General features: G+C 71.7%; 24 protein-coding genes and 1 pseudogene. 12 read left to right on the forward strand and 13 right to left on the reverse strand.

Translation table 11 applies throughout. From position 1 onward, the window contains the following. The first annotated feature begins 193 nt into the window (after positions 1 to 193). Together EST92_RS13710 and EST92_RS13715 are read left to right on the forward strand one after the other, a co-directional pair. Complete coding sequence (locus EST92_RS13710; protein ID WP_129281214.1) at positions 194 to 1279, forward strand: S-(hydroxymethyl)mycothiol dehydrogenase; 1086 nt, start codon at positions 194 to 196, stop codon at positions 1277 to 1279. Beyond that, positions 1279 to 1908 (forward strand): MBL fold metallo-hydrolase, encoded by a 630-nt coding sequence (locus EST92_RS13715; protein WP_129281215.1) that lies wholly within the window; start codon positions 1279 to 1281, stop codon positions 1906 to 1908. Before EST92_RS13710 ends, EST92_RS13715 begins: the two co-directional genes overlap by 1 nt. 129 nt (positions 1909 to 2037) lie before the next feature. On the opposite strand, the pseudogene EST92_RS32165 reads toward EST92_RS13715, so the two are convergent. Further along, positions 2038 to 2181, reverse strand: a pseudogene (locus EST92_RS32165) (GNAT family N-acetyltransferase); the annotation flags it as partial. 250 nt (positions 2182 to 2431) lie between these two features. Continuing rightward, positions 2432 to 3772: a 6-phospho-beta-glucosidase gene (locus EST92_RS13725; RefSeq protein ID WP_129281216.1), complete on the reverse strand. Its 1341-nt coding sequence runs from the start codon at positions 3770 to 3772 to the stop codon at positions 2432 to 2434. Positions 3773 to 3838: 66 nt separating this feature from the next. On the opposite strand from EST92_RS13725, the gene EST92_RS13730 reads away from it, so the two are divergent. The 4 genes from EST92_RS13730 to EST92_RS13745 all read left to right on the forward strand — a co-directional run bounded on the left by EST92_RS13730 (position 3839) and on the right by EST92_RS13745 (position 8111). Next, positions 3839 to 4984: a PfkB family carbohydrate kinase gene (locus EST92_RS13730; protein WP_129281217.1), complete on the forward strand. Its 1146-nt coding sequence runs from the start codon at positions 3839 to 3841 to the stop codon at positions 4982 to 4984. A gap of 186 nt (positions 4985 to 5170) precedes the next feature. Continuing rightward, positions 5171 to 6172 carry a PhoH family protein gene (locus EST92_RS13735; protein ID WP_129281218.1) on the forward strand — a complete coding sequence of 334 codons (1002 nt, stop codon included), beginning with the start codon at positions 5171 to 5173 and terminating at the stop codon, positions 6170 to 6172. 86 nt (positions 6173 to 6258) lie between these two features. Next, positions 6259 to 6756: an rRNA maturation RNase YbeY gene (gene ybeY, locus EST92_RS13740; RefSeq protein ID WP_129249806.1), complete on the forward strand. Its 498-nt coding sequence runs from the start codon at positions 6259 to 6261 to the stop codon at positions 6754 to 6756. Positions 6757 to 6767: 11 nt separating this feature from the next. Continuing rightward, positions 6768 to 8111 (forward strand): hemolysin family protein, encoded by a 1344-nt coding sequence (locus EST92_RS13745; protein ID WP_129281219.1) that lies wholly within the window; start codon positions 6768 to 6770, stop codon positions 8109 to 8111. 349 nt (positions 8112 to 8460) lie between these two features. Here EST92_RS13745 and EST92_RS13750 read toward each other — a convergent pair whose 3' ends face one another. After that, the gene (locus EST92_RS13750; RefSeq protein ID WP_129281241.1) at positions 8461 to 9858 is read right to left on the reverse strand and encodes an MFS transporter; all 1398 of its coding nucleotides are present in this window, start codon (positions 9856 to 9858) and stop codon (positions 8461 to 8463) included. A gap of 216 nt (positions 9859 to 10074) precedes the next feature. Between EST92_RS13750 and EST92_RS13755 the strand changes: the two genes are divergently transcribed. The 3 genes from EST92_RS13755 to era all read left to right on the forward strand — a co-directional run bounded on the left by EST92_RS13755 (position 10075) and on the right by era (position 12470). Then, complete coding sequence (locus EST92_RS13755; RefSeq protein ID WP_129281220.1) at positions 10075 to 10965, forward strand: helix-turn-helix transcriptional regulator; 891 nt, start codon at positions 10075 to 10077, stop codon at positions 10963 to 10965. 84 nt (positions 10966 to 11049) lie between these two features. Further along, positions 11050 to 11415, forward strand: coding sequence for a cytidine deaminase (locus EST92_RS13760; protein WP_129281221.1), 366 nt, complete (start codon positions 11050 to 11052; stop codon positions 11413 to 11415). Positions 11416 to 11531: 116 nt separating this feature from the next. Continuing rightward, positions 11532 to 12470, forward strand: coding sequence for a GTPase Era (gene era, locus EST92_RS13765; protein WP_129248365.1), 939 nt, complete (start codon positions 11532 to 11534; stop codon positions 12468 to 12470). Between the two features lie 27 nt (positions 12471 to 12497). Here the strand turns inward: era and EST92_RS13770 are convergent, their stop codons facing one another. The 4 genes from EST92_RS13770 to EST92_RS13785 all read right to left on the reverse strand — a co-directional run bounded on the left by EST92_RS13770 (position 12498) and on the right by EST92_RS13785 (position 16727). After that, positions 12498 to 13739, reverse strand: a complete 1242-nt coding sequence (locus tag EST92_RS13770) for an MFS transporter (protein WP_129281222.1) — start codon at positions 13737 to 13739, stop codon at positions 12498 to 12500. After that, on the reverse strand, positions 13736 to 15112 hold the full coding sequence (locus tag EST92_RS13775) for a GH1 family beta-glucosidase (protein WP_129281223.1): 1377 nt from the start codon (positions 15110 to 15112) through the stop codon (positions 13736 to 13738). Before EST92_RS13775 ends, EST92_RS13770 begins: the two co-directional genes overlap by 4 nt. A gap of 104 nt (positions 15113 to 15216) precedes the next feature. Further along, complete coding sequence (locus EST92_RS13780) at positions 15217 to 15483, reverse strand: protealysin inhibitor emfourin (protein ID WP_129281224.1); 267 nt, start codon at positions 15481 to 15483, stop codon at positions 15217 to 15219. Between the two features lie 158 nt (positions 15484 to 15641). Next, positions 15642 to 16727: a M4 family metallopeptidase gene (locus EST92_RS13785; protein ID WP_129281225.1), complete on the reverse strand. Its 1086-nt coding sequence runs from the start codon at positions 16725 to 16727 to the stop codon at positions 15642 to 15644. Positions 16728 to 17054: 327 nt separating this feature from the next. Here EST92_RS13785 and leuA point away from each other — a divergent pair, with 327 nt between their 5' ends. The 3 genes from leuA to EST92_RS13800 all read left to right on the forward strand — a co-directional run bounded on the left by leuA (position 17055) and on the right by EST92_RS13800 (position 21086). Then, a complete protein-coding gene (gene leuA / locus EST92_RS13790) occupies positions 17055 to 18833 on the forward strand; it encodes a 2-isopropylmalate synthase (protein ID WP_129281226.1) in 1779 nt (592 codons plus the stop codon). A gap of 217 nt (positions 18834 to 19050) precedes the next feature. Next, positions 19051 to 20139, forward strand: a complete 1089-nt coding sequence (locus tag EST92_RS13795) for an SGNH/GDSL hydrolase family protein (RefSeq protein ID WP_254068805.1) — start codon at positions 19051 to 19053, stop codon at positions 20137 to 20139. 239 nt (positions 20140 to 20378) lie between these two features. Then, entirely contained in the window at positions 20379 to 21086 is a 708-nt protein-coding gene (locus EST92_RS13800; protein WP_129281227.1) for a TerB family tellurite resistance protein, read from the forward strand. 73 nt (positions 21087 to 21159) lie between these two features. Here EST92_RS13800 and EST92_RS13805 read toward each other — a convergent pair whose 3' ends face one another. From EST92_RS13805 to EST92_RS13830, 6 genes are read right to left on the reverse strand one after another with little or no spacing between them, the layout of a single operon-like run. Beyond that, positions 21160 to 22395 carry a cytochrome P450 gene (locus tag EST92_RS13805; protein WP_129281228.1) on the reverse strand — a complete coding sequence of 412 codons (1236 nt, stop codon included), beginning with the start codon at positions 22393 to 22395 and terminating at the stop codon, positions 21160 to 21162. Continuing rightward, a complete protein-coding gene (locus EST92_RS13810; protein ID WP_129281229.1) occupies positions 22311 to 23693 on the reverse strand; it encodes a cytochrome P450 in 1383 nt (460 codons plus the stop codon). Before EST92_RS13810 ends, EST92_RS13805 begins: the two co-directional genes overlap by 85 nt. Beyond that, entirely contained in the window at positions 23690 to 24268 is a 579-nt protein-coding gene (locus EST92_RS13815) for an ATP/GTP-binding protein (RefSeq protein WP_129281243.1), read from the reverse strand. The genes EST92_RS13810 and EST92_RS13815 overlap by 4 nt, the downstream gene beginning before the upstream one ends. Positions 24269 to 24296: 28 nt before the next feature. Beyond that, entirely contained in the window at positions 24297 to 24659 is a 363-nt protein-coding gene (locus EST92_RS13820; protein ID WP_006605714.1) for a DUF742 domain-containing protein, read from the reverse strand. Then, positions 24656 to 25084, reverse strand: coding sequence for a roadblock/LC7 domain-containing protein (locus tag EST92_RS13825; protein WP_129248374.1), 429 nt, complete (start codon positions 25082 to 25084; stop codon positions 24656 to 24658). Before EST92_RS13825 ends, EST92_RS13820 begins: the two co-directional genes overlap by 4 nt. Further along, on the reverse strand, positions 25081 to 26553 hold the full coding sequence (locus EST92_RS13830; RefSeq protein ID WP_129281230.1) for an ATP-binding protein: 1473 nt from the start codon (positions 26551 to 26553) through the stop codon (positions 25081 to 25083). The genes EST92_RS13825 and EST92_RS13830 overlap by 4 nt, the downstream gene beginning before the upstream one ends. Positions 26554 to 26678: the final 125 nt, after the last annotated feature.

Raw genomic sequence — 26678 nt, forward strand, 5'->3', positions numbered from 1 at the left:
CCCTACACCCGCCCCCTACGCCCGCTCCGGCCGTTCCCCGCTGGTGGAGCGGCCGGCCGCCGGCCCACGGCCGTTGATCACGGACCCGGCCGAGGTCCTGTGCGCGAGGGCCCGCCCCGCGTACGGTGAGGCTCGGCTCAGTGGCGGTGCGCCACAGTGGTCCCGTACGTGATCTTTGAAAGGGGCTGTCCCGATGGCACAGGAAGTGCGCGGCGTGATTGCGCCGGGGAAGAACGAACCGGTCCGGCTGGAGACCATCGTCGTGCCTGATCCGGGGCCCGGCGAGGCCGTGGTGCAGATCCAGGCGTGCGGGGTGTGCCACACCGATCTGCACTACAAGCAGGGCGGCATCAACGACGACTTCCCGTTCCTGCTCGGGCACGAGGCGTCCGGCGTGGTGGAGTCGGTCGGCGACGGGGTCACCGAAGTGGCGCCGGGTGACTTCGTCATCCTCAACTGGCGGGCGGTGTGCGGCCAGTGCCGGGCCTGCCGGCGGGGCCGCCCCCAGTACTGCTTCGACACCCACAACGCCCGGCAGAAGATGACGCTCAAGGACGGCACGGAGCTGAGCCCGGCGCTGGGCATCGGTGCCTTCGCCGACAAGACCCTGGTCGCCGCCGGACAGTGCACCAAGGTCGACCCCGAGGTCTCGCCCGCGGTGGCGGGGCTGCTGGGCTGCGGAGTGATGGCGGGCATCGGCGCGGCCATCAACACCGGCAACGTCGGGCGCGGCGACTCGGTCGCGGTCATCGGCTGCGGCGGCGTCGGCGACGCCGCCGTAGTGGGCGCGCGGCTGGCCGGCGCGTCCCGGATCATCGCGGTGGACGTCGACGACCGCAAGCTGGAGACGGCGCGCTCCATGGGCGCCACCGACACCGTCAACTCCCGTACCACCGACCCCGTCGAGGCGGTCCGCGGGCTCACCGGTGGCTTCGGCGCGGACGTCGTCATCGAGGCGGTGGGCCGCCCCGAGACGTACCAGCAGGCCTTCTACGCGCGCGACCTGGCCGGAACCGTCGTCCTGGTGGGCGTTCCCACCCCGGACATGACCCTGGAGCTCCCCCTGCTGGACGTCTTCGGCCGCGGCGGCGCCCTGAAATCTTCCTGGTACGGCGACTGTCTGCCCTCCCGCGATTTCCCGATGCTGATCGGCCTCCACCAGCAGGGCCGGATCGACCTCGGCGCCTTCGTCACCGAGACCATCGGCATCGAGGACGTCGAGCAGGCCTTCGCGCGGATGCAGGCGGGCGACGTCCTGCGCTCGGTGGTGACGCTCTGATGGCGGCCCGCATCGACCACCTGGTCACCTCCGGAACCTTCTCGCTCGACGGCGGCACCTGGGACGTCGACAACAACGTCTGGATCGTCGGCGACGACGACGAGGCGATCGTCATCGACGCGGCGCACGACGCCGACGCCATCCACCAGGCCCTCGGCGGCCGGACGCTGCGCGCGATCATCTGCACCCACGGGCACAACGACCACATCGACGCCGCCCCGGCGCTGGCCTCCCGCACCGGAGCCAGGATCCATCTGCACCCCGCCGATCTGCCGCTGTGGAAGATGACCCACCCGGACTCCTCGCCGGACGCGGAGCTGGCGGACGGCCAGGTGCTGACCATCGCCGGTACGGACCTGACCGTGCTGCACACCCCGGGCCATGCGCCCGGCGCGGTCTGCCTCCACGCCCCCGAGCTGGGCACCGTCTTCACCGGCGACACCCTCTTCCAGGGCGGCCCCGGTGCCACCGGCCGGTCCTTCTCGGACTTCCCGACGATCGTCGCCTCGATCCGGGACCGGCTGCTGACCCTGCCCCCGGGGACGCAGGTGCGCACCGGGCACGGCGACCCGACGACGATCGGGGACGAGGCGCCGCACCTGGAGGAATGGATCAAGCGGGGTCACTAGGACAGGCACGGTCACCAGGACGGATGGGGGCGCCAGGACAGACGGGGGTACTAGGACAGACGGGGGTACTAGGACAGGGGGCGCCAGGGGCCTTCGTAGGCGCTGGGGCCTGTCCCGATCGGGCAGGCTCTAGGCGTCCCGGTAGCGATCCCGGACCTCGGGGCGTTCCTGGAAGCCGGCTGACGTGTGGGTGGCGACGGCGCCGACATTGGAGCGCGGGCTGCAGACGAGCGCGCTCGACGAGCCCAGCTCCTGGGGTGCGGCCGCCGCTGCGCGGGCTTGAGGACTCGGGAAGGCGGCCGATGAGCGAGGAGACAGGGCCCAGCTAGAGGAGAGGCGGCCCAACTAGGGGAGGGGCGAACACATCCCGTAGGGGAGGCGAGCGCCCCCTCGGGGCCTCAACGCGGCGGGGCCGGGGCGGTGTTCCCGGTTCCCAGCTCCCCGCCCCCGGTGGTCAGGCCCGGAGGTCGGCCCCCGGAAGTCAGGCCCCGGAGGTCGGCCCCCGGAGGCCAGCCCCCGTCCGTCAGCCCTCCCCAGCCGCCCGCTCCAGGATGCGGCCCGCCACCGCCGGGGAATCCACCAGCGGATGCAGCGCCAGCGCCCGCAGGGCGGCGCTGCGGTCCTTGAAGGTCGCCGCCTCCACGGTCGCCCGCTCCACCGCCTTGAGCTGGAGCATCAGCCCCAGCTGGTCCGCCCGCAGGGGCGCGGTGGGCAGCGGCCGGGGGCCCTTGGCGGTCACCTCGCACACGGTTTCCACGATCGCGTCCGGCGCCAGCTGTGGCACCGTCGTCCCGTTGCGGACATTCAGGATCAGCCGGGTGCCGCTGTCGCCGGTGATGGCGTGCATCAGCGCCAGCGCCACCTGGTCGTAGCCGCCGCCCTCCAGGTCGTGGCTGTCGCGCTGCCAGCCGCCGGTCGCCTCCCGGCTGTGCGCCATGTACGTCTCCTCGCGCTCCAGCCGGGTCGCCTCCCACAGCCGGTAGGCCTCGTCCGGGCCGCCGGCCGCCGCGGCCCGCGCGAAGAAGCCGCCCTGCTGCTGGTCGAGGAACTCGCCGCGGGTCTCCCGGGTGTGCCGTACGGAGTCGAGGGTCTCGCGGCGGAAGTAGTAGTAGTGCAGGTACTCGTTCGGCAGCGCCCCCAGGGCCCGCAGCCAGTCCCCGCCGAAGAGCCGGCCCTCCTCGAAGGACCCCAGCGCGGCGTCGTCGGCCAGCAGCCCCGGCAGCAGGTCGGCGCCGTCGACCGTCAACGACCGCAGCCAGCCGAGGTGGTTGAGGCCCACGTAGTCGTAGCGGGTCCGGGCGGGGTCCGCGAGGGCCGCCGGGGACGCGCCGGCCGCCCGAGCCGCCCGGCGCACCAGCCCGACCGGCGAATCGCAGATCCCGATGACGCGGTCGCCGAGCACCTGGGACATCGCCTCGGTGACCGTGCCCGCGGGGTTGGTGAAGTTGATGACCCAGGCACCCGGGGCGAGCGCGGCCACCCGCTCGGCGATGTGCAGCGCCACCGGGACCGTCCGCAGCCCGTACAGGACACCGCCCGCGCCCACCGTCTCCTGGCCGAGCACCCCCTCGGACAACGGGATCCGCTCGTCCCGGATGCGCCCGGCCGTACCGCCCACCCGGATCGCCGAGAAGACGAAGCCGGCGCCGGCCAGCGCCTCGTCCAGCCCCTCCGCGACCCGTACGGGCACCGGCGTCGGATGCCCCTGTGCCAGCCGCGCCAGCACCTCGGCGATCACCGCCACCCGTTGTGGATCGGTGTCGTGCAGCACCACCTCGGAGACGGCGGGTGCCGGGTCGGCCAGCAGCGCGCGGTAGACCAGCGGCACCCGGAAGCCGCCCCCGCCCAGAATCGTCAGCCTCATGGGGCGGAACGTACCGCAGCATCGGGCACACTGGCGGCACGTGCAGATACGAGAGGGGAGAGCACGGTGAGCAGCCGACGCGATGACCTTCCGCCCGCGGGCCCGGCCGCGGTGCCACCGAGCCTCGATCCGCTGGCCGGGGTGCGCGCCGACGGCGATCCGCGCACCGACGTCTACCTCACCGGCACGGTCTTCCTGGACATCATCTTCACCGGCCTGGATTCCGCCCCCGTCCGCGGCACCGAGTCCTGGGCCCGCGGCATGGGCTCCAGCCCCGGCGGCGTCGCCAACATGGCCACCGCGCTGGCCCGGCTCGGCCTGCGCACCTCACTGGCCGCGGCCTTCGGCGACGACCACTACGGCGAATACTGCTGGGAGGCGCTCGAACAGGGCGAGGGCATCGATCTGGCGCTGTCCCGCACGGTCCCCGGCTGGCACTCCCCGGTCACCGTCTCCATGGCGTACGAGGGCGAGCGCACGATGGTCTCGCACGGCCACGAGGCGCCGCCGCCCGACTTCGCCTTCGACGGCAAGCACGCCCCGGGCTGCCCGCCGCCGGCCCGCGCCTGCGTCGCCTCGCTGGTGCCGGGCCGCCGGGAGGGCTGGCTGGGCTGTGCGGCGAGCCGCGGCAGCCGCATCTTCGCGGACGTGGGCTGGGACGACAGCGGGCGCTGGGACCCTTCCGACCTCGCCGACCTCGAACACTGCGAGGCGTTCCTGCCCAACGCCGAGGAGGCGATGCGCTACACCCGCACGGACTGCCCGCGCGCCGCCGCCCGCAAGCTCGCCGACCGGGTGCCGCTCGCGGTGGTCACGCTCGGTGCGGAGGGCGCCTGCGCGGTGGACGGGCGGACCGGCGAGTGCGCCGAGGTGCCCGCCATCGCCGTGGAGGAGCTGGATCCCACCGGCGCCGGGGACGTCTTCGTCGCCGGTTTCGTCACCGGCACGCTCGCCGACTGGCCGCTCGCCGACCGGCTCGCCTTCGCGGGGCTGAGCGCCGCGCTCTCGGTGCAGGAATTCGGCGGTTCGCTGTCCGCCCCGGGCTGGGCCGAGATCGCCGCCTGGTGGCAGCAGGTGCGGGCCTACGAAGCGGGCGCACCGGGTGCGCTGCGCCGCCACTACGCCTTCCTGGACGAGGTGCTGCCCGCGGCCTACCGGCCCGCCCCGCTGGCCCGCGCACTGCCGACCCTCGGCTTCCGCCGCCCCGCCTGAGCTGCACCGGAGCCGGTTTCCGGGCGCTCCCGCGCCGCCTCGTGGCGGCCCTGACTGCTCCGTCCGGCGGGAAAAGCCCTCGGGGCTGTCGGTGCCCCGTCGTACTCTTGTATCCCAAGGAGTCGAGTGCAGGCAGGCACCTCTTATGAGCAAAGGATGGGGTTGAGCAGGCCACCGAGCCGCCCTATGACTCAGACACCCACGCAACCGCAGGCACGCGCCCAGTTCACCGTCCCGGCCAAGCACCCCATGGTCACGGTCCTGGGATCCGGAGACTCTCTTCTGCGCGTGATCGAAAATGCCTTCCCGGCGACCGACATCCACGTCCGGGGCAACGAAGTCAGCGCGGTCGGCGACGCCCGGGAGGTCGGCCTCGTCCAGCGCCTTTTCGACGAGATGATGCTGGTGCTCCGCACCGGACAACCGATGACGGAGGACGCAGTGGAACGCTCCATCGCCATGCTCAAGGCGGCGGAGGACGGCGAGGGCGCGGTCACTGAGACACCCGCCGAGGTGCTCACCCAGAACATCCTCTCCAACCGGGGCCGCACGATCCGCCCCAAGACCCTCAACCAGAAGCGCTATGTCGACGCCATCGACAAGCACACCGTCGTCTTCGGCATCGGCCCGGCCGGCACCGGCAAGACCTACCTCGCCATGGCCAAGGCCGTGCAGGCGCTGCAGGCCAAGCAGGTCAACCGCATCATCCTGACCCGGCCCGCCGTCGAGGCCGGCGAGCGGCTCGGCTTCCTGCCGGGAACCCTCTACGAGAAGATCGACCCGTATCTGCGCCCGCTCTACGACGCGCTGCACGACATGCTCGACCCCGACTCCATCCCGCGCCTGATGGCCGCGGGCACGATCGAGGTCGCCCCGCTGGCGTACATGCGCGGCCGGACGCTGAACGACGCCTTCATCATTCTCGACGAGGCGCAGAACACGAACCCCGAGCAGATGAAGATGTTCCTCACCCGCCTGGGCTTCGATTCGAAGATCGTCGTCACCGGCGATGTCACCCAGGTCGACCTCCCGGGCGGCAAGAGCGGTCTGCGCCAGGTCCGGGAGATCCTGGAAGACGTCGACGACGTGCACTTCTCCCTGCTCACCAGCCAGGACGTGGTCCGGCACAAGCTGGTCGGCCGTATCGTCGACGCCTACGAGAAGTACGACAGCCAAAACGGCCAGTGAGCCCGCCGGCCGGTCGACCCGGCCGGCGCCGGAGCCCCACCGACCCACCATCGGGCACGTACCGAGAAGCGAGAAGCACCACCCTCATGTCCATCGACGTCAACAACGAGTCCGGCACGGACATCGACGAGCAGGCCATCCTGGACGTCGCCCGCTACGCCGTCGCCAGGATGCGCATCCACCCGCTCTCCGAGCTGTCCGTCATCGTCGTGGACGCCGAGGCCATGGAGCAGCTCCATCTCCAGTGGATGGACCTGCCCGGCCCGACCGATGTGATGTCCTTCCCGATGGACGAGCTGCGTCCGCCGGCCAAGGACGACGAGGAGCCCCCGCAGGGGCTGCTCGGTGACATCGTGCTGTGCCCGGAGGTCGCCAAGAAGCAGGGCGAGGAGGCCCCCACCGGGCACAGCATGGACGAGGAGCTCCAGCTGCTCACCGTCCACGGCGTGCTCCACCTCCTCGGCTACGACCATGAAGAGCCGGACGAGAAGGCCGAGATGTTCGGTCTGCAGGCGGCGATCGTCGACGGCTGGCGCGCCGAGCAGGGCCTGACCGGCCCCTCGCCGGCCCCCACCGTGACCTGACGGGACACCCGATGACCACCCAGCTGATCGCGGTCGCGGTCCTGCTCGTCGTGATCGCCTGGCTCGCCGCCTGTGCGGAGGCCGGCCTGGCCCGTACGACCAGCTTCCGCGCCGAGGAGGCGGTCCGCTCCGGCCGCCGCGGTAGCGCCAAGCTCGCCGCCGTCGCCGCCGACCCCACCCGCTACCTCAACGTCGCGCTGCTGGTGCGGGTCGGCTGCGAGATGGCCGCCGGTGTCCTGGTCACCTACGCCTGCCTGCGCTCCTTCGAGGAGACCTGGCAGGCGCTGGCCGTCGCCATCGGGGTGATGGTGCTGGTCTCCTATGTCGCCGTCGGGGTCTCACCGCGGACCATCGGCCGCCAGCACCCGCTGAACACCGCGACCGCCGCCGCCTACGTCCTGCTGCCGCTGGCCCGCATCATGGGCCCCGTCCCGCAGCTCCTGATCCTCCTCGGCAACGCCCTCACCCCCGGCAAGGGCTTCCGCAAGGGCCCGTTCGCCTCCGAGGCCGAGCTGCGCTCCCTGGTCGACCTCGCCGAGAAGGAGTCGCTGATCGAGGACGACGAGCGCCGGATGGTGCACTCGGTCTTCCAGCTCGGCGACACCCTCGTCCGTGAGGTGATGGTGCCGCGGACGGATCTGATCGCCGTCGAACGCTTCAAGACCATCCGCCAGGCGCTGACCCTCGCGCTGCGCTCCGGCTTCTCCCGGATCCCGGTGACCGGCGAGAACGAGGACGACATCGTCGGCGTCGTCTATCTCAAGGACCTCGCCCGCAAGGTCCACATCAGCCGCGACGCCGAGAACGAGCTGGTCTCCACGGCCATGCGCCCCGCCGTTTTCGTCCCCGACACCAAGAACGCCGGTGATCTGCTGCGGGAAATGCAGCAGGACCGCAATCACGTCGCGGTGGTCATCGATGAATACGGCGGCACGGCCGGAATCGTCACCATCGAGGACATTCTTGAGGAGATCGTCGGTGAGATCACCGACGAATACGACCGTGAACTGCCGCCCGTCGAGGATCTCGGTGACGGCCGCTATCGCGTCACCTCCCGGCTGGACATCGGCGACCTCGGCGAGCTGTACGGCCTGGCCGAGCTGGACGACGAGGACGTCGAAACGGTCGGCGGGCTGCTCGCCAAGCTTCTCGGCCGGGTCCCGATCGCCGGCGCCACCGCCGAGGTCGACCTCTCCTACGACGCCTCCGACCCCGGTCTGGCGGCCCTCCGGTTGACCGCCGAGGCACCGGCCGGACGCCGCAACAAGATCATCACGGTGTTGTGCGAGCCGGTGCGCCCGGAGGGCGCGAGCGCCGCCCAGGAGCAGTCGACCGGCGGCCGGTCCGCCGGCTGAACGGACGCGGAACGCGCCGCGTATTTCTTGGTGCCGGCAGCCGCCGCAGTAATTCCGGTGACGGCGGGAGCATTTCCGCCGTCACCGGGCCGCCGGTGACGCATCTCCCCCGTGCTACCGGTTATGCATCTCCCCGGAACACCGGTAACTCATCTCCAGTGCACCGCACATGTTCTGCAAGCCATTTCCCGGGACGCTGGATTCGGTGTGCCGCGCCATGGAAGGATCTTCAGGCGGCCCGCATCATGCGGCCGCCACGGGTATTGCGGAAGAGAAATCTTGCAATGCAGGTTGCCCCGGCCACGGGGGTACCGGGGCAACCACCTTTCTTTCGGACGCGGCTTTTCCCTCAGCCTCGGCGCGTCGTACGGACCGTCCGCAGCCCGGCGGCCGCCAGCAGCGCGACCACCGCGACCAGCGCCGCGTCCAGGCCCAGGCCCAGCTTGATGCCGCCGAGCGTGGCCTCGGCGAAGCCGCTGCCGTCCGCCCGCAGCGTGCCGATGTGCGCCGAGGCGACCGCGCTCAGCAGCGGAATGCCGAGGGTGATGCCCACCTGCTGGGAGCTGGTGACCAGACCGGTGGCCAGGCCCTGCTGGTCGTCCGGGACACCGGAGGTGGCGGTCACGCCGTACGCGATGATCGCCCACAGATGGCCGAGGCTGCCGCAGGACACCGCGATCAGGGCCAGCCAGCCGCCCGTCCCGGTACCCAGGCCCAGCAGCGATGCCGTGCAGCCGGCCTGCAGCAGCAGCCCGGTCACCAGGGTGCGGCGGGCACCGAAGCGGCCGATGACCCGCGGGGCGACGAGACCGGCGAGCGCGGAGACCGCGCCCTGCACCCCGAAGAGCAGACCGGTCCACAGGGCGGACAGTCCCAGCACTTCCTGGAGGTAGAGCGTCAGCAGGAAGATGACGGCGCTCATCATCGCGAACGTCGTCAGGCCCGCCAGATTGCCCCAGGCGACGCTGCGGCGGCGCAGCATCGGCAGCGACACCAGAGGCTGCTTCGCCCGCGACTCCACCCGGACGAACGCGGCCAGCAGCACACCGCCGACGACCAGCCCCACCGGCACGTCCGGGCGGCCGAAGCCCTGCTGGGCGGCGGTCGACAGGGCGTAGATCAGCGCCAACAGGCCGCCGGTGACGGTGATCGCGCCGGGCAGATCGAGCCGCGGCCGTGCGGGGTGCCTCGATTCGGTCAGCAGCATCGGGGCCGCCACCAGGACGGCCACCCCGGCCACGGACAGCAGGCCCATGGTCGAGCGCCAACCCAGCGCATCGGTCATCACCCCGCCCAGCACCATGCCGATCGTGAAGCCCAGCGAGAGCAGGGTGCCGCTGATGCCCAGGGCACGCTCGCGCTGCGGGCCCTCGGCGAAGGTGGTGGTCAGCAGCGACATCCCGGTCGGCACGATGATCGCCGCGCCCAGCCCCTGGAGCGCCCGGCCGGCCAGGAAGACGGCCGGCGACCAGGCCAGCGCGGCCAGGACGGAGGCCGCGGTGAACAGCGCGAGCCCGATGAGGAACAGCCGGCGCCGCCCGAAGAGATCGGCGATCCGGCCGGACAGCAGCAGAAAGCCGCCCGACGGCAGCGCGAACGCGGTGACCGCCCACTGCAGATCGGCCTGGCCCATGCCCAGATCCCGGCCGAGCACGGGCAGCGCCACGTTCAGGATGGAGAAGTCCAGCGCGATGATGAACTGTGCCGCACAGAGCAGCAGCAGGATGAGCTTGTCGCGCGGGGTCATCCGCGCGCCGGCGGACGAGGCGGCGGGGGCCGGGGCCGCGGACGAGGCGGCGGCCGGGGAGGTGGATGCGTCCGCCCGGCCACCGGGGCGGTGCGACGCGGGAGATGAGGTCTCGGTTACTGGCATGCTCCGAGCCTGCGGCCGCGGAATACGCCGTGGGGAGCGGCAACTTATCGTGGTGTACGCACCACCAGCCACGCACACAGGGGGAGATACGTGGCCTCGAACGCAGCCACCCAGGACGCCGCGCGCCGCCGCCAGGAACTCCGCGACTTCCTGATGACCCGCCGCGCCCGGGTCACCCCGGCCGAGGCGGGCCTGCCGGACGGCGGGCGCCGCCGCACTCCGGGACTGCGCCGTGAGGAGGTCGCCGTCCTCGCCGGGGTCGGCGCGTCCTGGTACCAGTGGCTGGAGCAGGGCCGCGACATCACCGTCTCGCCGCAGGTGCTGGACGCGGTCGCCCGGGTGCTGCGGCTCAACGGTGCCGAACGGCGGCACCTGTACGTCCTGGCCGGGCTGAACCCTCCCCCGCGCCAGGACGCCGAGGAGCCGGGCCTCACCGACGTGTGCGCGGGCCTCCAGCGTCTGATCGACGCCTGGATGCCGTCCCCCGCGCACATCATGGACCCGTACTGGAACACCATCGCCCACAACGAATCGGCGCATCTGGTGCTGGGCCACGGCCGCCCCGGCGTCTCGCGCAACTGCCTGATCGCGTTCTTCACCGATCCCGTCTACCGTGCGCGGGCGGCCAGTTGGGAGACCAATGCCCCCCTGGTCGTGGCGCAGTTCCGCGCTGCGTGTTCGGTCCGGCCCGGGGACGAGGGTTTCGACGCGGTCGTCCGGGAGAGCTCCGCGCTCAGTGCGGAGTTCGCCGAGCTGTGGGCGCGTGCCGACGTCCAGGACGGCGGCACGCTGCACAAGGAGATGGACCATCCGCTCGTCGGCGCCCTGCTCTTCGAGACCACCCTGCTGCGGATCCCGGTCCGCCCCGACCTCAGCATCGTGCTGCACAACCCGCGCGCGGAGTCGGACACCGCGGCGAAGCTGGAGTGGCTCACCTCGCCGGAGGGCCGGCGCGGGGGGATGTCCTCGGTCGCGGGCTGACGCATCGTGGGGCGGCCCGGGGTGAAGAGCCCGCGTGAAGGGCCCGCGCCGCCCGCCGCCCGCCGCCCGCATATGCTCGCCGGTATGAGCGATGCCGCACCCCTGGACCCCGAAGACCGCAAGATCATCACGCTCGCGCGCTCGGCGCGGGCCCGCAACGGCGTGCCCGAGGGCGCGGCCGTCCGCGACGAGACCGGCCGTACCTACGTCGCCGGCACCGTCGCCCTGGATTCGCTGCGGCTCAGTGCGCTGCAGACAGCCGTCGCGATGGCCGTCGCCAGCGGGGCCACCTCGCTGGAGGCCGCGGCCGTGGTCACCGACGCCGAGGAAGCCGCCGACGCGGACCGCGCGGCCGTACGGGACCTCGGCGGCCCCGGCACACCCGTCCTCGTCGCCGGTCCGGACGGCACCCTGCGCAGCACCGTCCCGGCGGGCGAGCCGCAGGCCTGAGCCGCCGGAGCGTACGGGACGGCAGTACGGGCGGCCCGACACCCTAAGGGCCGCCCCGCCGGGCACGGTGCGCCGGGTGGTCGGAGCCGAGCCCGGGATCGGGGAGAATGGGCGCCATGAGCGTTCGTACAGAGTCCTCCGCCGCGCACCGCGCCGGCTTCGCCTGCTTCGTCGGTCGCCCCAACGCGGGCAAGTCCACCCTCACGAACGCTCTCGTCGGCACGAAGGTGGCCATCACCTCCAACCGCCCGCAGACCACCCGGCACACGGTGCGCGGCATCGTCCACCGCCCCGAGGCCCAGCTGGTCCTCGTCGACACCCCGGGGCTGCACAAGCCGCGCACCCTGCTCGGCGAGCGGCTGAACGACGTGGTCCGCACCACCTGGTCCGAGGTCGACGTGATCGGCTTCTGCCTGCCCGCCGACCAGAAGATCGGCCCCGGCGACCGCTACATCGCGGCCGAGCTGGCCGACATCAAGAAGACCCCCAAGGTCGCCATCGTCACCAAGACCGACCTGGTCGACTCCAAGGCGCTGGCCGCCCAGCTGATCGCCATCGACCAGCTCGGCAAGGAGCTGGGCATCGAATGGGCCGAGATCATCCCGGTCTCGGCGGTGGGGGCCACCCAGGTGTCGCTCCTCGCGGACCTGCTCGTCCCGATGCTCCCCGAGAGCCCGCCGCTCTACCCCGAGGGCGACCTCACCGACGAGCCCGAGCAGGTCATGGTCGCCGAGCTGATCCGCGAGGCCGCGCTGGAGGGCGTACGCGACGAGCTGCCGCACTCGATCGCGGTGGTCGTCGAGGAGATGCTGCCGCGCCAGGACCGCCCCGCCGACAAGCCCCTCCTCGACGTCCACGCCAACGTCTACATCGAGCGCCCCAGCCAGAAGGGCATCATCATCGGCCCCAAGGGCAAGCGCCTGAAGGAGGTCGGCACCAAGTCCCGCAAGCACATCGAGGCCCTGCTGGGCACGCCGGTCTTCCTCGATCTGCACGTCAAGGTCGCCAAGGACTGGCAGCGCGACCCCAAGCAACTGCGCAAGCTGGGCTTCTGAGCCCCGCCGGGCCCCGCGGGCGGCCCCCTACGGCACGCCCCGGATCCTGCGCACCAGCAACGCCCCCAGCAGCCCGACCGCCGCGGCGGTGAAGTACAGCACCCGGTAGCCCCCGAGGTCGTGCACGAGCGGCCCGGCCAGCGCGGGGGCCGCCACCTGCGGCAGCGAGTTGGCGATGTTGAGGACGCCCATGTCCTTGCCGCGGTGGGCGGCGGCCGGCAGCACGTCCGTCATCAGCGCGAAGTCGACGGACGTGAAGACGCCGAACCCGACGCCGAGCAGCGCCGCCGCGCACAGCGCCCCCGCCCACGTCTGCCACCCGGCCAGCATCGCGGTCGCCACCGCCATGAGCACGCCGGCCCCCAGCACGAACGGCTGCCGGCGCCCGACCCGGTCCGACCAGAATCCCCCGGCCACCACCGTGCCCAGCAAGGTCACCCCGTTGACCGCGGTCAGCACCAGCACCCCGCTGCCCGGGTCCGGCCGCCGCAGCACATCCCGCAGGTAGTACAGGAGATACAGCAGGGCCAGCGCGTTGCCGAGGTTGATCAGGAACCTCGTCAGCCAGGCCCACCCCAGATCCGGATGGCGGCGCGGGCTGATCCAGAACGAGGCGAGCAGCGTCCGCGCCGTCAGCGCCGGCCTCCGCGCGGCCGGCAGCACCTGGTCCCGGTGCAGCAGCACATACGGGAGGGCCCCCAGCAGCGTGAATCCGGCACAGGCGGCATAGCCCGCGCGCACCCCGCCCGCGGCCGTCGCCAGCCCCGTACCCGCCACCACCCCGAGGATCTGCGCGGCCCCCAGCCAGCCGCCCACCGCGCCCCGCTGCCGGTACGGCACCCGGTCGGGCACCGCCGCCGTGATCGCCGCGAACGCCGCGTTCAGGGTGAGCTGCACCAGGCACCACCCCAGCGCCATCCCCGCCACCGTGCCCGCCCCGGCCAGCAGCACCAGCGCGCCGGCCCCGCCCAGCACGCCCGCGAGGATCCACGGCCTGCGCCGCCCGAACCGCGAGGCCGTACGGTCCGACAACGCCCCGGCCAGCGGGTTGCACACCATCGAGACGGCGGCCCCCAGCCCCGTCACCCACGCCAGCACCGATTCCTTCGGCATCCCGGCCGGCGCCAGCTCCGCGGCCTGCAGCGCGAGCAGGATCTGCAGCGGCCCGTACCACCCGGCCCAGATCGCACCGTTGGCCAGCGACAGCGCGGCCGTCCAGCCCGGCCCGACCGGCTCCGACGGCGCCTGGGGAGCCGCCGGTGCGCTCACCCCCGGGCCTGCTCCCGCAGGGCGTCCCGCAGCCAGTGGTACGAGGCCTTGGGCGTCCGCTTCAGCGTCGCGTAGTCCACGTGCACCAGCCCGAAGCGCCGCGCGACCCCCTCCGCCCACTCGAAGTTGTCCAGCAGCGACCAGACGAAGTACCCGCGGACGTCCACGCCGGCTTCCATGGCTGCGTGCAGCGCCCGCAGATGCCCGTCCAGGAACGCGATCCGCTCCCCGTCCTCGATGCCCTCGTACGCGCACCCGTTTTCGGTGATCACGACGGGCGGGAGCCGATCCCCGTACCGCTGCCGGAACGACACCAGCAGCTCGGTCAGCGCCTGGGGCACCACCGGCCACCCGAAGTCGGTCCGCGGATACCCCGGGATCTCACGGGGCGCGAAGGGCAGCTCGGGGGGCAGCTGAATCCCGCCGAAGGAGGCCGGCCCGGAGCCCTCGGCCGCCGGGGCACCCACCAGCGTCGGCTGGTAGTAGTTGATCCCGTACCAGTCCAGCGGCTGCGAGACGATCCGCAGATCCTCGGCGACCGGCCCCGGCAGCAGCCCCGCCAGCTCCTCGTCCGGATACCTCCCGAGCAGCAGCGGCTCCGCGAACAGCCGGTTGAGCAGCAGGTCGTAGAGGTCGGCCGCCGCGGTGTCCGCCTCCGCCGCACTCGCCGGCCAGGTCGGCCCGTGCGAGTTGGCGATCCCGATGTTCCTCGCCCCCTGGGCCCGCAGCGCCTGGACCGCCAGCCCGTGCCCCAACAGCTGGTGATGCGCCGCCGGCAGCGCCCCGAACAGCAGCTGCCGCCCCGGCGCGTGCTGCCCCAACCCGTAACCCAGCAGGGTCAGTTCGGCCGGCTCGTTGAGCGTGATCCACCGCTCCACCCGGTCCCCGAGCCGTCCCGCCACCACCTCCGCGTACGCCGCGAAGCGCTCGGCTGTCTCCCGGACGAGCCAGCCGCCGCCCTCCTCCAGCACCTGCGGCGTGTCCCAGTGGAACAGCGTCGGTACGGGGGCGACCCCCGCCGCCAGCAGCTCGTCCACCAGCCGGTCGTAGAAGTCCAGCCCGGCCCCGTTGACCGCCCCGCTCCCGTCCGGCACCACCCGCGGCCACGCCACCGAGAACCGGTAGGCCCCGGCACCCAGCTCCCCCAGCAGCGCCACGTCCTCGCGGTAGCGGTGGTAGTGATCGGTCGCCACCCGCGGATCGGACCCGTCCTTGATCCTCCCGGCCTCCGCCGCGAACACGTCCCACGCGGACCGCCCCCGCCCGTCCTCGCCCACCGCCCCTTCGATCTGCGCGGCGGACGTCGACACCCCCCACACGAAGTCACGGGGGAAGCGGGGCAGGGGCAGCGAGGGGTCCGGCACCGTCGTCATGGACGAGATCCTTGTAACCGCCGGTAACGGTGTCAAGGGGGCTGCGGTGCAGGGGAGTTGGGCTCAGGGCGGGCCGGCCGGCGGCCGGCGCTGCGGCCGTGCGCCTACGAGCCTTCCTTCATCACCTTGGTGATCAGCGTCCGCTGTTCCTCGGTGAGCCGCGGATCGGAGCAGTACACCGTCCGGCCGTCGACCGTGATCTGGTAGCTGAAGCCGTCCGGGACCCCGACGGGGGGCTCGGTGCGGGCGGTGGCGACGGCCTTGTCGGCCAGGGTCCGCCAGTCCTCGGCGTCGTCGCGGCCCGAGGTGTCGATCTCGGCGCGGCGGTCGACGCCGCTGAAACCGCCGGTGCGATGGACGTAAATGCGCATAACGGGCTCCTTGGACGACAGAACGTCTTACCCGGACTTCTACCCCGCGGGGGCCTGGTATGCGTGCGCGGGCGGGGCGCGGGGCGGCTCCGCGGGCGTGCGCGGGGCGGGGACCCGCTGTCGGGTCCCCGCCCCGCGGACCTCGTACCCGCGCCGTGCTACTTGGGGGTCACGCCGACCTGGTTCCAGGCCTTGACCATGGCGTCGTGTTCGGCGCCGGCGCCGAAGCGGGCCTGGGCGGCCTTGATGGTGAGCCCGGCGAAGTCGGCGAACTGTGCGTTCTTGGCGAGCTTGCCGCCGGTCAGGACGTCGTACCAGACCTGGCCGGCCCGCTCCCAGGCCTTGCCGCCGAGCGCGGTGGCCGCCAGATAGAAGGCGTGGTTGGGGATGCCGGAGTTGATGTGCACACCGCCGTTGTCGCCGGTCGTGTGGACGTAGCCCTTCATCGTGGCGGGCTGCGGGTCCTTGCCGAGGACGTCGTCGTCGTACGCGGTGCCCGGGGCCTTCATCGAGCGAAGGGCCTTGCCGGTGACGTTCGGGCCGAGCAGCTCGGCGCCGACCAGCCAGTCGGCCTGGTCGGCGGTCTGGCCCAGCGCGTACTGCTTGATCAGCACGCCGAAGACATCGGAGACGGACTCGTTGAGGGCGCCGGGCTGGTTCTCGTAATCGAGGTTGGCGGTGTACTGCGTGACGCCGTGGGTCAGCTCGTGGCCGATGACGTCGACGGGGATGGTGAAGTCCTTGAACAGGTCGTTGTCGCCGTCGCCGAAGACCATCCGCTCGCCGTCCCAGAAGGCGTTGTCGTAGCGCTGGCCGTAGTGGACGGTGGCGTTGAGCGGCAGGCCGGTGCCGTCGATGGACTTGCGGCCGTAGACCTTGAGATAGAGCTCGAAGGTGGCGCCGAGGCCGGCGTGGGCGCGGTTGACGGAGGCGTCCTTGGCGGCGCCGTCGGACTCCGAGTGCACCTTGTGGCCGGGCAGGGTCGTCCCGTGGCGGGCGTCGTAGATGGTGCGCTTCGGCTTGTCGGCGGCGGCCCCGGGCTCGGCGGGGGTGAGGTCGCGGGCGGCGATCTCACGTCGCTGGGCGCGCCGTTCGTGGTCGTGTTCCAGGGTGCGGCGAGCGGGCTCGTACCGGGCCGGGTCGTCGGACTGGGCCAGGTTGTCGAGGATGTGCGGCGGGATGATCGTGCAGAAGACCGGCGAGCCGCAGCCGGCCGCTTCTGACGTCGCGTTGTTGAGGTCCATGAACAAACGGTGGCACTGTGTAATGCAGCTGTCACTGCCTGCGGCTGAAATTCCCGAAAAAGTGTGGTTAGTCGCATTTATGTCCTCGGGGGCGCCCCGTCCCGCATACTGATACGCCACCGCCATACAGGACACACCTCAGCTAGGGTGCTGTGCATCATGCGTTTCGGGCTGCTTCTCCTTAGCTGCCGCGGCGAGGGCCTGTAGTCGTAGGCCGACCCCCTCCCCGCGGAGTTCGGTGTTGCGATCTTGTCGCCCCGTCGGCCCCCTCCTGACTCCCCGCGAGCAGAGGGACCCCCCAGCGGAACACGAGGAGCCCCACGCACCATGTCGAATCCGTCGAACCCCGCAGATCATGCCGTCGGCCGCCGCACCCCGGTGACCAACGCGACGCAGCTGCAGCGGGCCTCCGGCATGCCGGTCCACAGGTACAGCCGCTACGAAGCGGTCGACATCCCGGACCGCACCTGGCCGGACAACCGCATCACCGTCGCGCCCCGCTGGCTGTCGACCGACCTGCGGGACGGCAACCAGGCGCTGATCGACCCGATGTCGCCGGCCCGCAAGCGCGAGATGTTCGATCTGCTGGTGCGCATGGGCTACAAGGAGATCGAGGTCGGCTTCCCGTCCTCCGGTGAGACCGACTTCGCCTTCGTCCGCTCCATCATCGAAGAGGGCGCGATCCCCGAGGACGTGACGATCTCCGTCCTGACGCAGGCCCGCGAGGAGCTGATCGAGCGCACCGTCGAGTCGCTGCGCGGCGCCCACCGCGCCACGGTGCACCTGTACAACGCCACCGCGCCCACCTTCCGCCGGGTCGTCTTCCGCGGCACGAAGGAGCAGGTCAAGCAGATCGCCGTGGACGGCACCCGGCTCGTCATGGAGTACGCCGACAAGATCCTCGGCGACGAGACGATCTTCGGTTACCAGTACAGCCCGGAGATCTTCACCGACACCGAGCTGGACTTCGCCCTGGAGGTCTGTGAGGCGGTCTGTGACGTCTGGCAGCCCGAGGAGGGCCGCGAGATCATCCTGAACCTGCCCGCCACCGTCGAGCGTTCGACGCCGTCCACGCACGCGGACCGCTTCGAGTGGATGTCGCGCAACCTGTCCCGCCGCGAGCACGTATGCCTGTCGGTGCACCCGCACAACGACCGGGGCACCGCGGTCGCCGCCGCCGAGCTGGCGATCATGGCGGGCGCCGACCGCATCGAGGGCTGCCTGTTCGGGCAGGGCGAGCGCACCGGCAACGTCGACCTGGTGACGCTGGGCATGAACCTGTTCTCCCAGGGCGTCGACCCGCAGATCGACTTCTCGCAGATCGACGAGATCCGTCGCACCAGCGAGTACTGCAACCAGATGGAGATCCACCCGCGCCACCCCTACGCGGGCGATCTGGTCTATACCGCCTTCTCCGGCTCCCACCAGGACGCCATCAAGAAGGGCTTCGACGCCATGGAGGCCGCGGCCACCGCCGCCGGCAAGAGCGTCGACGACATCGAGTGGGAGGTTCCGTACCTGCCCATCGACCCGAAGGACGTCGGCCGCTCCTACGAGGCCGTCATCCGCGTCAACTCGCAGTCCGGCAAGGGCGGTATCGCCTACGTCCTGAAGAACGACCACAAGCTGGACCTGCCGCGCCGGATGCAGATCGAGTTCTCCCGGATCATCCAGGAGAAGACCGACACCGAGGGGGGCGAGGTCACGCCCGCCGACATCTGGTCCGCCTTCCAGGACGAGTACCTGCCCACGCCGGAGAACGCCTGGGGCCGGATCGCGCTGCGCTCCGCCCAGACCTCGACCACGACCGAGGGCACCGACGCGCTCACCGTCGAGGCGGTCGTCAACGGCGCGGACACCGTGCTGACCGGTACCGGCAACGGTCCGCTGGCCGCGTTCATCGACTCGCTGGCCGCGATCGACGCGGACGTGCGAGTACTGGACTACGTCGAGCACACCATGAGCGAGGGCGCCGGCGCCCAGGCCGCCGCGTACGTCGAGTGCGCGATCGGCGACAAGGTGCTGTGGGGCGTCGGTATCGACGCCAACATCGTCCGCGCCTCGATCAAGGCGGTCGCCTCGGCGGTCAACCGCGCCTCGCGCTGACCTGCCGGTACGGTCCCAACTTGCGGACTGGAGCACTGAGTTGCTCAAGCCGCGCCCCCGTAGCTCCCACCGGGCTGCGGGGGCGCGCCGTTGCGCGGCACCGCCACCTGAAGGTGGGGTTTGAAATCGCCTGATGTAACTCTGCGTAATTGAGTTGGTACTTTTGGTGATGAGCGCCGGTCGGACAGGCCGCGGCGCGCACACCAAGGACGTGCAGATGACCAGATTTCGCATGCCCGCACTCTCCCGGCTGGCGCTGGCGGGAGCCGCCGCTCTCGCCGTGGTGGCCTCGGCCCTCGCACCGGCGGTGACCGGAGCCCCGGCCCGGGCGGCCGACCGCCCGGAATACGTGGCGCTCGGCGACTCCTACAGCGCCGGTGTGTTCGTCCGCCCCTGGGACGCCGGCGACGGCTGCGGCCGCTCGTACCGCAACTACCCGCACCAGGTGGCGGAGCGGTTCGGTTACCGGCTCAGGGACGTGACCTGCGGGGCGGCCGAGGTCGTCGACGGGATTCTGGAGCCCCAGCCGTCCGACAAGATCCTCGGCCCGCCGACGATCCCGCCCGAGGGGGGCTGGCCCGAGCTGCCCCCGCAGCTGGAGGCGCTGTCCTCGGACACCGACTTCGTCACCATCGGCGTCGGCGGCAACTCCCTCGGATTCGGGCCCGTGTTGGCCAAGTGCCTCGAACTCGGGCTCACCCAGCCCTTGAAGACCAAGCCCTGTACCGACTACTACACCGGCAGCGGGGCGGGGGCGGGCTGGCTCCAGGACCGCTTCGTCCAGCTCGATGCCGACTTCGGCCGCATGATGACGGCGATCCACGCCGCCGCGCCGCACGCCAAGGTCGTCGTCGTCGGCTATCCGGCCATCGTTCCGGACAGCTCCGGCTGCGCCTTCCTGCACTGGAACCAGCTCGGCAGCATCAAGAAGGGCGATATGCCCTGGCTGGACGGGCTCGAAGTGCGCATGAACGACCTGCTGCACCGGCACGCCGACCACCAGGACGCGACCTATGTCGACACCTACGGGCCGAGCGTGGGGCACGGGGTCTGCCAGAGCGGGGACGCGAAGTGGATGTACGGGATCAGGGACAACCTCACCGGTGACGGCGACCAGACCGACCCGCCGACGGAGCTGTGCAACGACATCCCCGGCACCGGCGAGGCCTGCACCCTGGTCCACCCCAACGCCCGCGGACTGGACAATCAGGCCCGGGAAGTGGCCAAGGTCCTCCACCACAGCGGGGGGGACGCCGCCCGGGCTGTTGACGGCACCGCAAGGCTGACGCCGCCGGAGCGCTGCTGACCCCGTACGCCCGGCGACCTCGGCCGACGCGCGGCGGACGGGTCCCTCCAGGGTGCCGACGGGCCCCGTCCCGCCCCGCCGGGGCAGGACGGGGCCTTCAGTCATCCGGCCAGTTGTCCGATACGAGATGCTGACGCCACATCACGCATGTGGCTAACATCACGTCCCATACGGCGACGGGGCCATGGGGTGTCTTCCGTGCTGTGAGGGCTACGGGGCAGTTACGGAGGGCTGACGAGATGCACAAGATGTGTGTGATGGGCGTGCGCACGTCCTGGCGTACCGTCGCCGACGGCGAGTTCTTCTGTCCGGACTGCGGCGGGGACCGCAACTACCTCCGCCGGACCGGCCGCCGCCGGCTCACCGTCCTCGGCGTCCCGCTGCTCTCCCGCGGCGCCGCCGGACCCGTCCTGGAGTGCTCCGCCTGCCGCGGCCACTTCGGCCCGGACGCCCTCGACCACCCCACCACCGTCCGCTTCTCCGCGATGCTCAGGGACGCCGTCCACACCCTCACCCTGGCGCTGCTCGCGGCGGGCGGCACCTCGTCGCGTGCGGTCCGCGACACCGCCGTCGCCACGGTCCGCGCGGCCGGCTTCGCGGACTGCTCCGAGGACCAGCTGCTGACCCTGCTCGCCGCGCTCGCCGCCGACACCGGCCGGGTGACCGGGAGTTACGAGGGGGCGGCCGCCGGTGGCTGTGCCCACCAGGGCATGGACCCGTGCGGCACCGCGCTGGCCATAGAGCTCCACGAGTCGCTGGAGCCGCTGGCCCCGCACCTCGCCCCGGCGGGCCGGGAGGCGCTGCTCCTCCAGGGTGCCCGCATCGCGCTCGCCGACGGCGCCTACACGCCCGCGGAGCGTGAGGTGCTCAGCACCGTCGGCAGCGCGCTGATGCTCCGCCCCGCCGATACCCACCGCCTGCTGGCGGCGGCACGTACGCCGTCCTGAGCCTGAAGAGGCAGCGACCCCGCCACCCGGAAGCGGATGACGGGGCCGGGTAACCGGCGGTGGCCGGGACGGATCAGCCCGCGGTCAGCCGCACCGGCAGACTGCGCAGGCCACCCGAGATGAAGCCGTCCGTTGCCGCCAACTCCTCGGCCGGAACGGCCAGTTGGATGTCGGGGAAGCGGGCGAACAGGGCCGGGAGGGCGATCCGGGCCTCCATCCGGGCCAGCGGGGCGCCCAGGCAGTGGTGGACACCGTGGCCGAAGGCGAGGTGCTCCGGGTCGGTGCGCCGGATGTCGAAGTCGGCGGCCGTGTCCCCGTGGAAGGCCGGGTCGCGGCCGGCCGCGGCGTATCCCGGCAGGATCGCCTCGCCCTTGCGGATGGTGGGGCCGCCCGGGATGTCGATGTCCTCGACGGCGAAGCGCAGCGGCAGGCTGGCGATGCTCGGGGCCCAGCGGAGGGTCTCCTCGATGACGTCCTTCCAGGAGACCTCGCCCGAGAGCACCAGTTGAAGCTGGTCGGGGTGGGTGAGCAGGGCATGGACGGCATTGCCCAGCAGGTCGACGGTGGTCTCGTGGCCGGCGCCGATGACCAGCAGCAGGGTGTCGAGCAGCTCCTGCTCGGTCATCCGCTGGCCCTCGTCGTCCCGGGCGGAGACCAGCAGGCTCGTCAGGTCCTCGCCCGGGTGCGCACGCTTGGCGGCGACCAACTCGCTGAGCAGGGCGAACACACCCGCGGCCGTGGCGCCGGCCTGTTCCGGGGTGGCCGTGGTGTCCATGATGGCCGTGACGAGACGGGCGAGTTCGGCGCGCGGCGCGCCCTCCGGGAAGCCGAACAGCTCGCAGATGACCTGCATGGGCAGCGGGTGGTTGAAGCGCTCCCGCAGGTCCAGGGGCTCGCCCGCCGGGTGGGCGGCGAGGTCGGCCAGTAAGGCCCGCGTGATGCTCTCCACCCGCGGGAGGATGGCCTCGGTGCGGCGGGCGGTGAACGCCGGGGCGATCAGCTTGCGCAGCCGCCGGTGATCGGCGCCGTACGCGGTGAACATGTTGGTGACGCCGATCCACGACTGCAGCCAGCTGTTGCGGACCTCCTCGCGCTGCCAGGCCGGCCAGTGGTCCCGGGGGTTCTTGGAGACCCGGTCGTCGGTCAGCAGCTGCTTGAGCAGGGTGTGGCTGGTGACCGTCCAGGCCTCGATGCCGCCCGGCAGTTCGGTCCGGGCCACCGGGCCTAGCGCGCGGAGGCGGGCTGCCTCTCCGTGGATGTCGCTTCCGACCGGGTCGATGACGTAGGGCCGCTGTCCCTGTTGTGCCATGGGGTTGCTCCTGCCTGGTCGGGGGTGATGGGCGTGAAGCGGGCCGGCAGCGACACCAGGGCCCGGTGGAACGCGCCGTTGCGCCACTGCAGCGTGGAGGCGTCCACGGCGAGCTCGATATCGGAGAGCCAGGCGGTGAGCCGCTCGATCGCGGTGGTGGCGATCAGCAGCGCATGCCGCTTCACGGGGCAGGCGTGCGGACCGGCCGCCCAGGCCAGGTGCGAACCGCCGCCGGAGCCCGGACCCGTCTGCCCCGTGGTGTCGAACTGGCTGTTGGCGGCCGCGTACGACACCATCACCAGCTGCCCCTTGCGCACCCAGGTGCCGTGGAAGAAGACGTCACGGACCGGGAAGTGGGCGGAGTAGTTGGTCAGCGGCGGGTCGTTCCACAGCACCTCGTTGATCGCGTCGTGCGCGGTGAGCGCGCCGCCGGTCACGGTGTTGTAGTAGCGGTCGTCGGAGAGCATCCGCGACAGCGCGTTGCCGATGAGGTTGGCGAGCGGCTCGTTGCCCGCGCCCATCGTGAGGATGATGTTGTGGATCAGCTCCTCGTCGTTCAGGCCGTTGCGGTGGTCCATGAACCAGGAGGTCAGGTCCGGTCCGCGCTGCGCCTTCTTCGCGCCCACCAGCTCCATGATGTACGTGGTGAACGCGTCGTTGGCGGCGGCGGCCTCCTCGGGGGAGTTGCCGTCCAGCATGCCCGCGATGGCCGCGATCAGCCGTTCGCTGTAGGAATCCGGCAGCCCGAAGAGGTTGTTGAACATCAACAGCGGGATCAGCCGCGCATAGTCGGCGATCAGATCGACCTCGCCGCGCGCACCGAAGCGCTGGATCAGCATGTCCGCGGCGTGGTGGACGCGGGCCCGCAGCTCATGCGGCTCGACGAGCTTGAAGCTGTCGACGATGACGTCCCGGTAGCGCACGTGCGCCGGCCCGTCGGCGTAGAAGACGTTGGGGCGCCACATCAGCATCGGCATGACGGGGGAGTCCGGCGGGACGGTCGTCATCCACTCCCGGGAGTCCTTGGACCAGGTGGCGTCGTCGTGCAGCAGATCGAGCGCCGCCCGGTAGTCGGTGACCAGCATCGCGGTCACTTCCGGCGCGATCTCGACCGGTGCCACCGCGCCGTACTGGCGCAACTGCGCATAGATACGGCGCGGATCGGCGGCGAAGTCCGGTCCGTAGAGCTTCACCGGCGTCTGGGCGTCGGGCTGCGCCGGCGCGTACTGCTGCGGAGGGGCGGCGTGCGCCGGGCAGCCCGGTGGCGGCGCGGCTCCCGGCTGGTGCGGGGAAGTCACGGGTTCGGGTTCTCCTCGGGGGTGTGGGCCAGGACGTGCCCGACGAGCGCGATCAGCGCGTCGACGGACTGCTCCCGGTCGCGGGCATCGCACATCACCAGCGGTGTGTCGGGGTGCAGATCGAGCGCCTCGCGGAGCTTCTCGGCGTCGTAATGGGGCGCGTCGGGGAAGGTGTTGACCGCGACCGCGTAGCGCAGCCCGGCCTCCTCGACGATGTCCATCACCTCGAAGGAGTCCGCCAGCCGGCGGGTGTCGGCGAGGACGAGGGCGCCCAGCGCACCGCGGGCGATGTCCTGCCACAGGGGCCGGAAACGTTTCTGTCCGGGCGTGCCGAACAGATACAGCACCAGGTCCCCGGGCAGCGTCAGCCGTCCGAAGTCGATGGCGACGGTGGTGGTGGTCTTCTCCCGGACACCGGCGAGATCGTCGACACCGGCGCCGGTCTGGGTCATGACCTCCTCGGTGTGCAGCGGCGGGGTTTCGGACAACGCCCGGATGAGCGTGGTCTTGCCGACTCCGAACGGCCCGGTGACCAGGAGTTTGACCAGGGTCTGGTGCTCGCCGGAGAGGTACATGTTGCCGGTGCCCGCGGTCGTGTCGGCGCTAGCACTTGAGAGAGCGGAGTCCATCGAGAACCCTCTCCAGGATCTGTCGGTCGAATTGCTCGGCTTCGGGAATGGGGGGCCGGGCGTGCAGCCGCCCGGCGTCGACGAGATCGGCCACCAGCACCTTCACCACGCTCACGGGGAGGTGGAGATGGGCGGCGACCTCGGCCAGAGACAGCGCCCCGGGCTGGAGCAGCTCCAGGATGCGCTGCTCCTCCGGGCGTACCTCACTCGTGATCGGCATCCCCACGCCGTGCAGCAGGGTCAGCCGGTCGAGGGTGTTGCGGCTCGGCCGGGCGCGTCCGCCGGTCGCCAGATAAGCCGGTACGAGGCGCCTGCCGCTGCTCTGGCGGGGCGTCATGCCGGGTTACCGAGGTCCCGGGCCGGGCTGTTCATGACCTTGTTGCCCAGCGTGGTGACCTGGATCTGCATCTGGTGTGCGACGACGCCCATGTTCACCTCCGGGCCGGCGAAGACGGCCAGGCAGGTGTTCTCGCCGGCCGGTATCGCGAAGACGAAACCCTCATCGGACTCGATGACCGTCTGCCGCAGCCTGGTGTCGTCCTTCTCGGCGAACGCCGCGGTGACGGCACGTCCCGCGCCCTGGAGCGCGGACATCATGGCGGCGACTCCCTCGGCGGAGTCCCGCTTCAGCCCCGGCGAGGAGCCCTCGATGAAGCCGTCACCGGAAATGACGGCCGCGTGAATAACATGCGGCAACTCCAGGAGGGGCGTGAGCACCCAGGACTTGTCCTCGGCGACACGGCGGCGGGTGGGGCTGTTCATGATTGAGCGTTCCCTTCGGGACTGCGAGGGGGTTCTGACTGGACGGCTGCCCGGCCGGATTCGGTGCCGCGCTGGAGTGCGGCCCAGCGGGACCCGGTCTCCTCCGGGGAGCGCAGGGGCGGCGAGGCGGTGCGCTCGGCGCTCTCCTCGCTCTCGGATACGGGCTTACGGCGGCGCCGGCGCGGGAGTTCGCCCTCCTTCTGGACGGGCGGCGTGGCCTCGGACCGGTCGTCCCGCTGCGGAGCCGGAGACGGAGCCTGAGCCGCCGGTGCGGCGGAGGCGGCCGGGGCAGCCGGGGCGGGCGCGGCGGCGGCCGGCGACGCGGTGCCGGTCGGCAGCACGGACGCGGACCGGTCCGGCACCCCCGAACGGTGCGGCATCGGCGCCATCACCGACATGGGCTGGGCGCTCTCGTCGAGGACGGTCAGGAGGGGATCGCCCGGGATGTACACGACCGCGCGCACGCCACCGTACGGCGACGGCTCGACATGCACGCCGAAGCCGTACTGGCGCACCAGCTGGCCGGCGGCGGCGAAGCCGGACCGCGGCGGGTCGCCGAGCTGGGTCAGCAGCACGTCCTCGTCGCCCGCCAGCAGCTCCATCGCGGCCTTGATCTCGTCGTCGTGCATGCCGACGCCGTAGTCGTCGACGAGGACCGATGCACCGCGGTTGCCCTGCTGAAGGGTGATGGTGACCGGGAGTTCACGGTGCGAGTGGTGCAGCGCGTTCGCCAGCAGCTCGGTGACGACGATCGCGACCGGCTCGACGGCCCGCGCGACGACGGCGATCGGATCGCGCAGCTGATTGCTGATCTGTACGCGGTCGTAGCCGCGCAGCCGCGAGGTGGCGCCGACGACCAGCTCGGCGAGGTAGGAGTCCTCGCGGGTCAGCCCCGGCCAGGCACCGCACACGACGCCGGTGGCCTGCACGCGCCGCAGCGCCTGCTCGTTGAGGAAGTCCGCGTTCAGCAGGTCCTGGGCGACGTCCGGGTCGTCATAGCGGTGCTGCATCTCCTGGAGCGCCGTCTGGAGCCGGTAGAGCAGCGCCTGGATGGTGGTGGTCGCCCCGCGCAGCGTGGACTGCGCCGCGGCGTCGACCCGCGCCCGCTCCTTGATGATGGCGTCGCTGACCTGCTCCAGTACGGCGCTCAGCGCCCGGTCGGCGTCCGTCCCGGCGAACCGGGTGTCCAGCAGCCCCGGTACGGGCACATGCGGATGCGCCAGCGCCGTCGTCAGATCGGGGAGCCGGGTTTCGGCCAGGTGCCGGATCTCGGCCTCGGTGGCGCGCAGCCGGGCCGTCAGCTCCGTATTGCTGTGGAGCGTGGCGCTGTTCTGTTCCTCAGCGGCGGTGAGGCGTGATCTCAGGTCCGCGCGCTGGCCGCGCGCCCGGATCGAGAGCGCCGCCAGGACCACGGCGGCGGCCGTACCTGCGCTGAGGCACCACAACAGCGCCTCCGGTATGGATGTCATCGAGATCCTCAAGTGGGGTACTGACGGGTCGGCCGGCCTGCACGGGCGTCGTGTTGCCGATCATCACCGGATGCTACCGGGGAGCTGACGTGCTGTGAGGGGCGCTTCCCGTGGGGGACTGAGAA

The sequence above is a fragment of the Streptomyces sp. TM32 genome, from assembly GCF_004122755.1.
GTDB lineage: Bacteria > Actinomycetota > Actinomycetes > Streptomycetales > Streptomycetaceae > Streptomyces > Streptomyces sioyaensis.

Coding starts and splice junctions, on each gene's coding strand:
- EST92_RS13710 (WP_129281214.1), top strand. CDS start 194: ATGGCACAGGAAGTGCGCGGCGTGATTGCGCCGGGGAAGAACGAACCG.
- EST92_RS13715 (WP_129281215.1), top strand. CDS start 1,279: ATGGCGGCCCGCATCGACCACCTGGTCACCTCCGGAACCTTCTCGCTC.
- EST92_RS13725 (WP_129281216.1), bottom strand. CDS start 3,772: ATGAGGCTGACGATTCTGGGCGGGGGCGGCTTCCGGGTGCCGCTGGTC.
- EST92_RS13735 (WP_129281218.1), top strand. CDS start 5,171: ATGACTCAGACACCCACGCAACCGCAGGCACGCGCCCAGTTCACCGTC.
- ybeY (WP_129249806.1), top strand. CDS start 6,259: ATGTCCATCGACGTCAACAACGAGTCCGGCACGGACATCGACGAGCAG.
- EST92_RS13745 (WP_129281219.1), top strand. CDS start 6,768: ATGACCACCCAGCTGATCGCGGTCGCGGTCCTGCTCGTCGTGATCGCC.
- EST92_RS13750 (WP_129281241.1), bottom strand. CDS start 9,858: ATGACCCCGCGCGACAAGCTCATCCTGCTGCTGCTCTGTGCGGCACAG.
- EST92_RS13760 (WP_129281221.1), top strand. CDS start 11,050: ATGAGCGATGCCGCACCCCTGGACCCCGAAGACCGCAAGATCATCACG.
- era (WP_129248365.1), top strand. CDS start 11,532: ATGAGCGTTCGTACAGAGTCCTCCGCCGCGCACCGCGCCGGCTTCGCC.
- EST92_RS13775 (WP_129281223.1), bottom strand. CDS start 15,112: ATGACGACGGTGCCGGACCCCTCGCTGCCCCTGCCCCGCTTCCCCCGT.
- EST92_RS13780 (WP_129281224.1), bottom strand. CDS start 15,483: ATGCGCATTTACGTCCATCGCACCGGCGGTTTCAGCGGCGTCGACCGC.
- EST92_RS13785 (WP_129281225.1), bottom strand. CDS start 16,727: ATGGACCTCAACAACGCGACGTCAGAAGCGGCCGGCTGCGGCTCGCCG.
- leuA (WP_129281226.1), top strand. CDS start 17,055: ATGTCGAATCCGTCGAACCCCGCAGATCATGCCGTCGGCCGCCGCACC.
- EST92_RS13795 (WP_254068805.1), top strand. CDS start 19,051: ATGACCAGATTTCGCATGCCCGCACTCTCCCGGCTGGCGCTGGCGGGA.
- EST92_RS13800 (WP_129281227.1), top strand. CDS start 20,379: ATGCACAAGATGTGTGTGATGGGCGTGCGCACGTCCTGGCGTACCGTC.
- EST92_RS13805 (WP_129281228.1), bottom strand. CDS start 22,395: ATGGCACAACAGGGACAGCGGCCCTACGTCATCGACCCGGTCGGAAGC.
- EST92_RS13815 (WP_129281243.1), bottom strand. CDS start 24,268: ATGTACCTCTCCGGCGAGCACCAGACCCTGGTCAAACTCCTGGTCACC.
- EST92_RS13820 (WP_006605714.1), bottom strand. CDS start 24,659: ATGACGCCCCGCCAGAGCAGCGGCAGGCGCCTCGTACCGGCTTATCTG.
- EST92_RS13825 (WP_129248374.1), bottom strand. CDS start 25,084: ATGAACAGCCCCACCCGCCGCCGTGTCGCCGAGGACAAGTCCTGGGTG.
- EST92_RS13830 (WP_129281230.1), bottom strand. CDS start 26,553: ATGACATCCATACCGGAGGCGCTGTTGTGGTGCCTCAGCGCAGGTACG.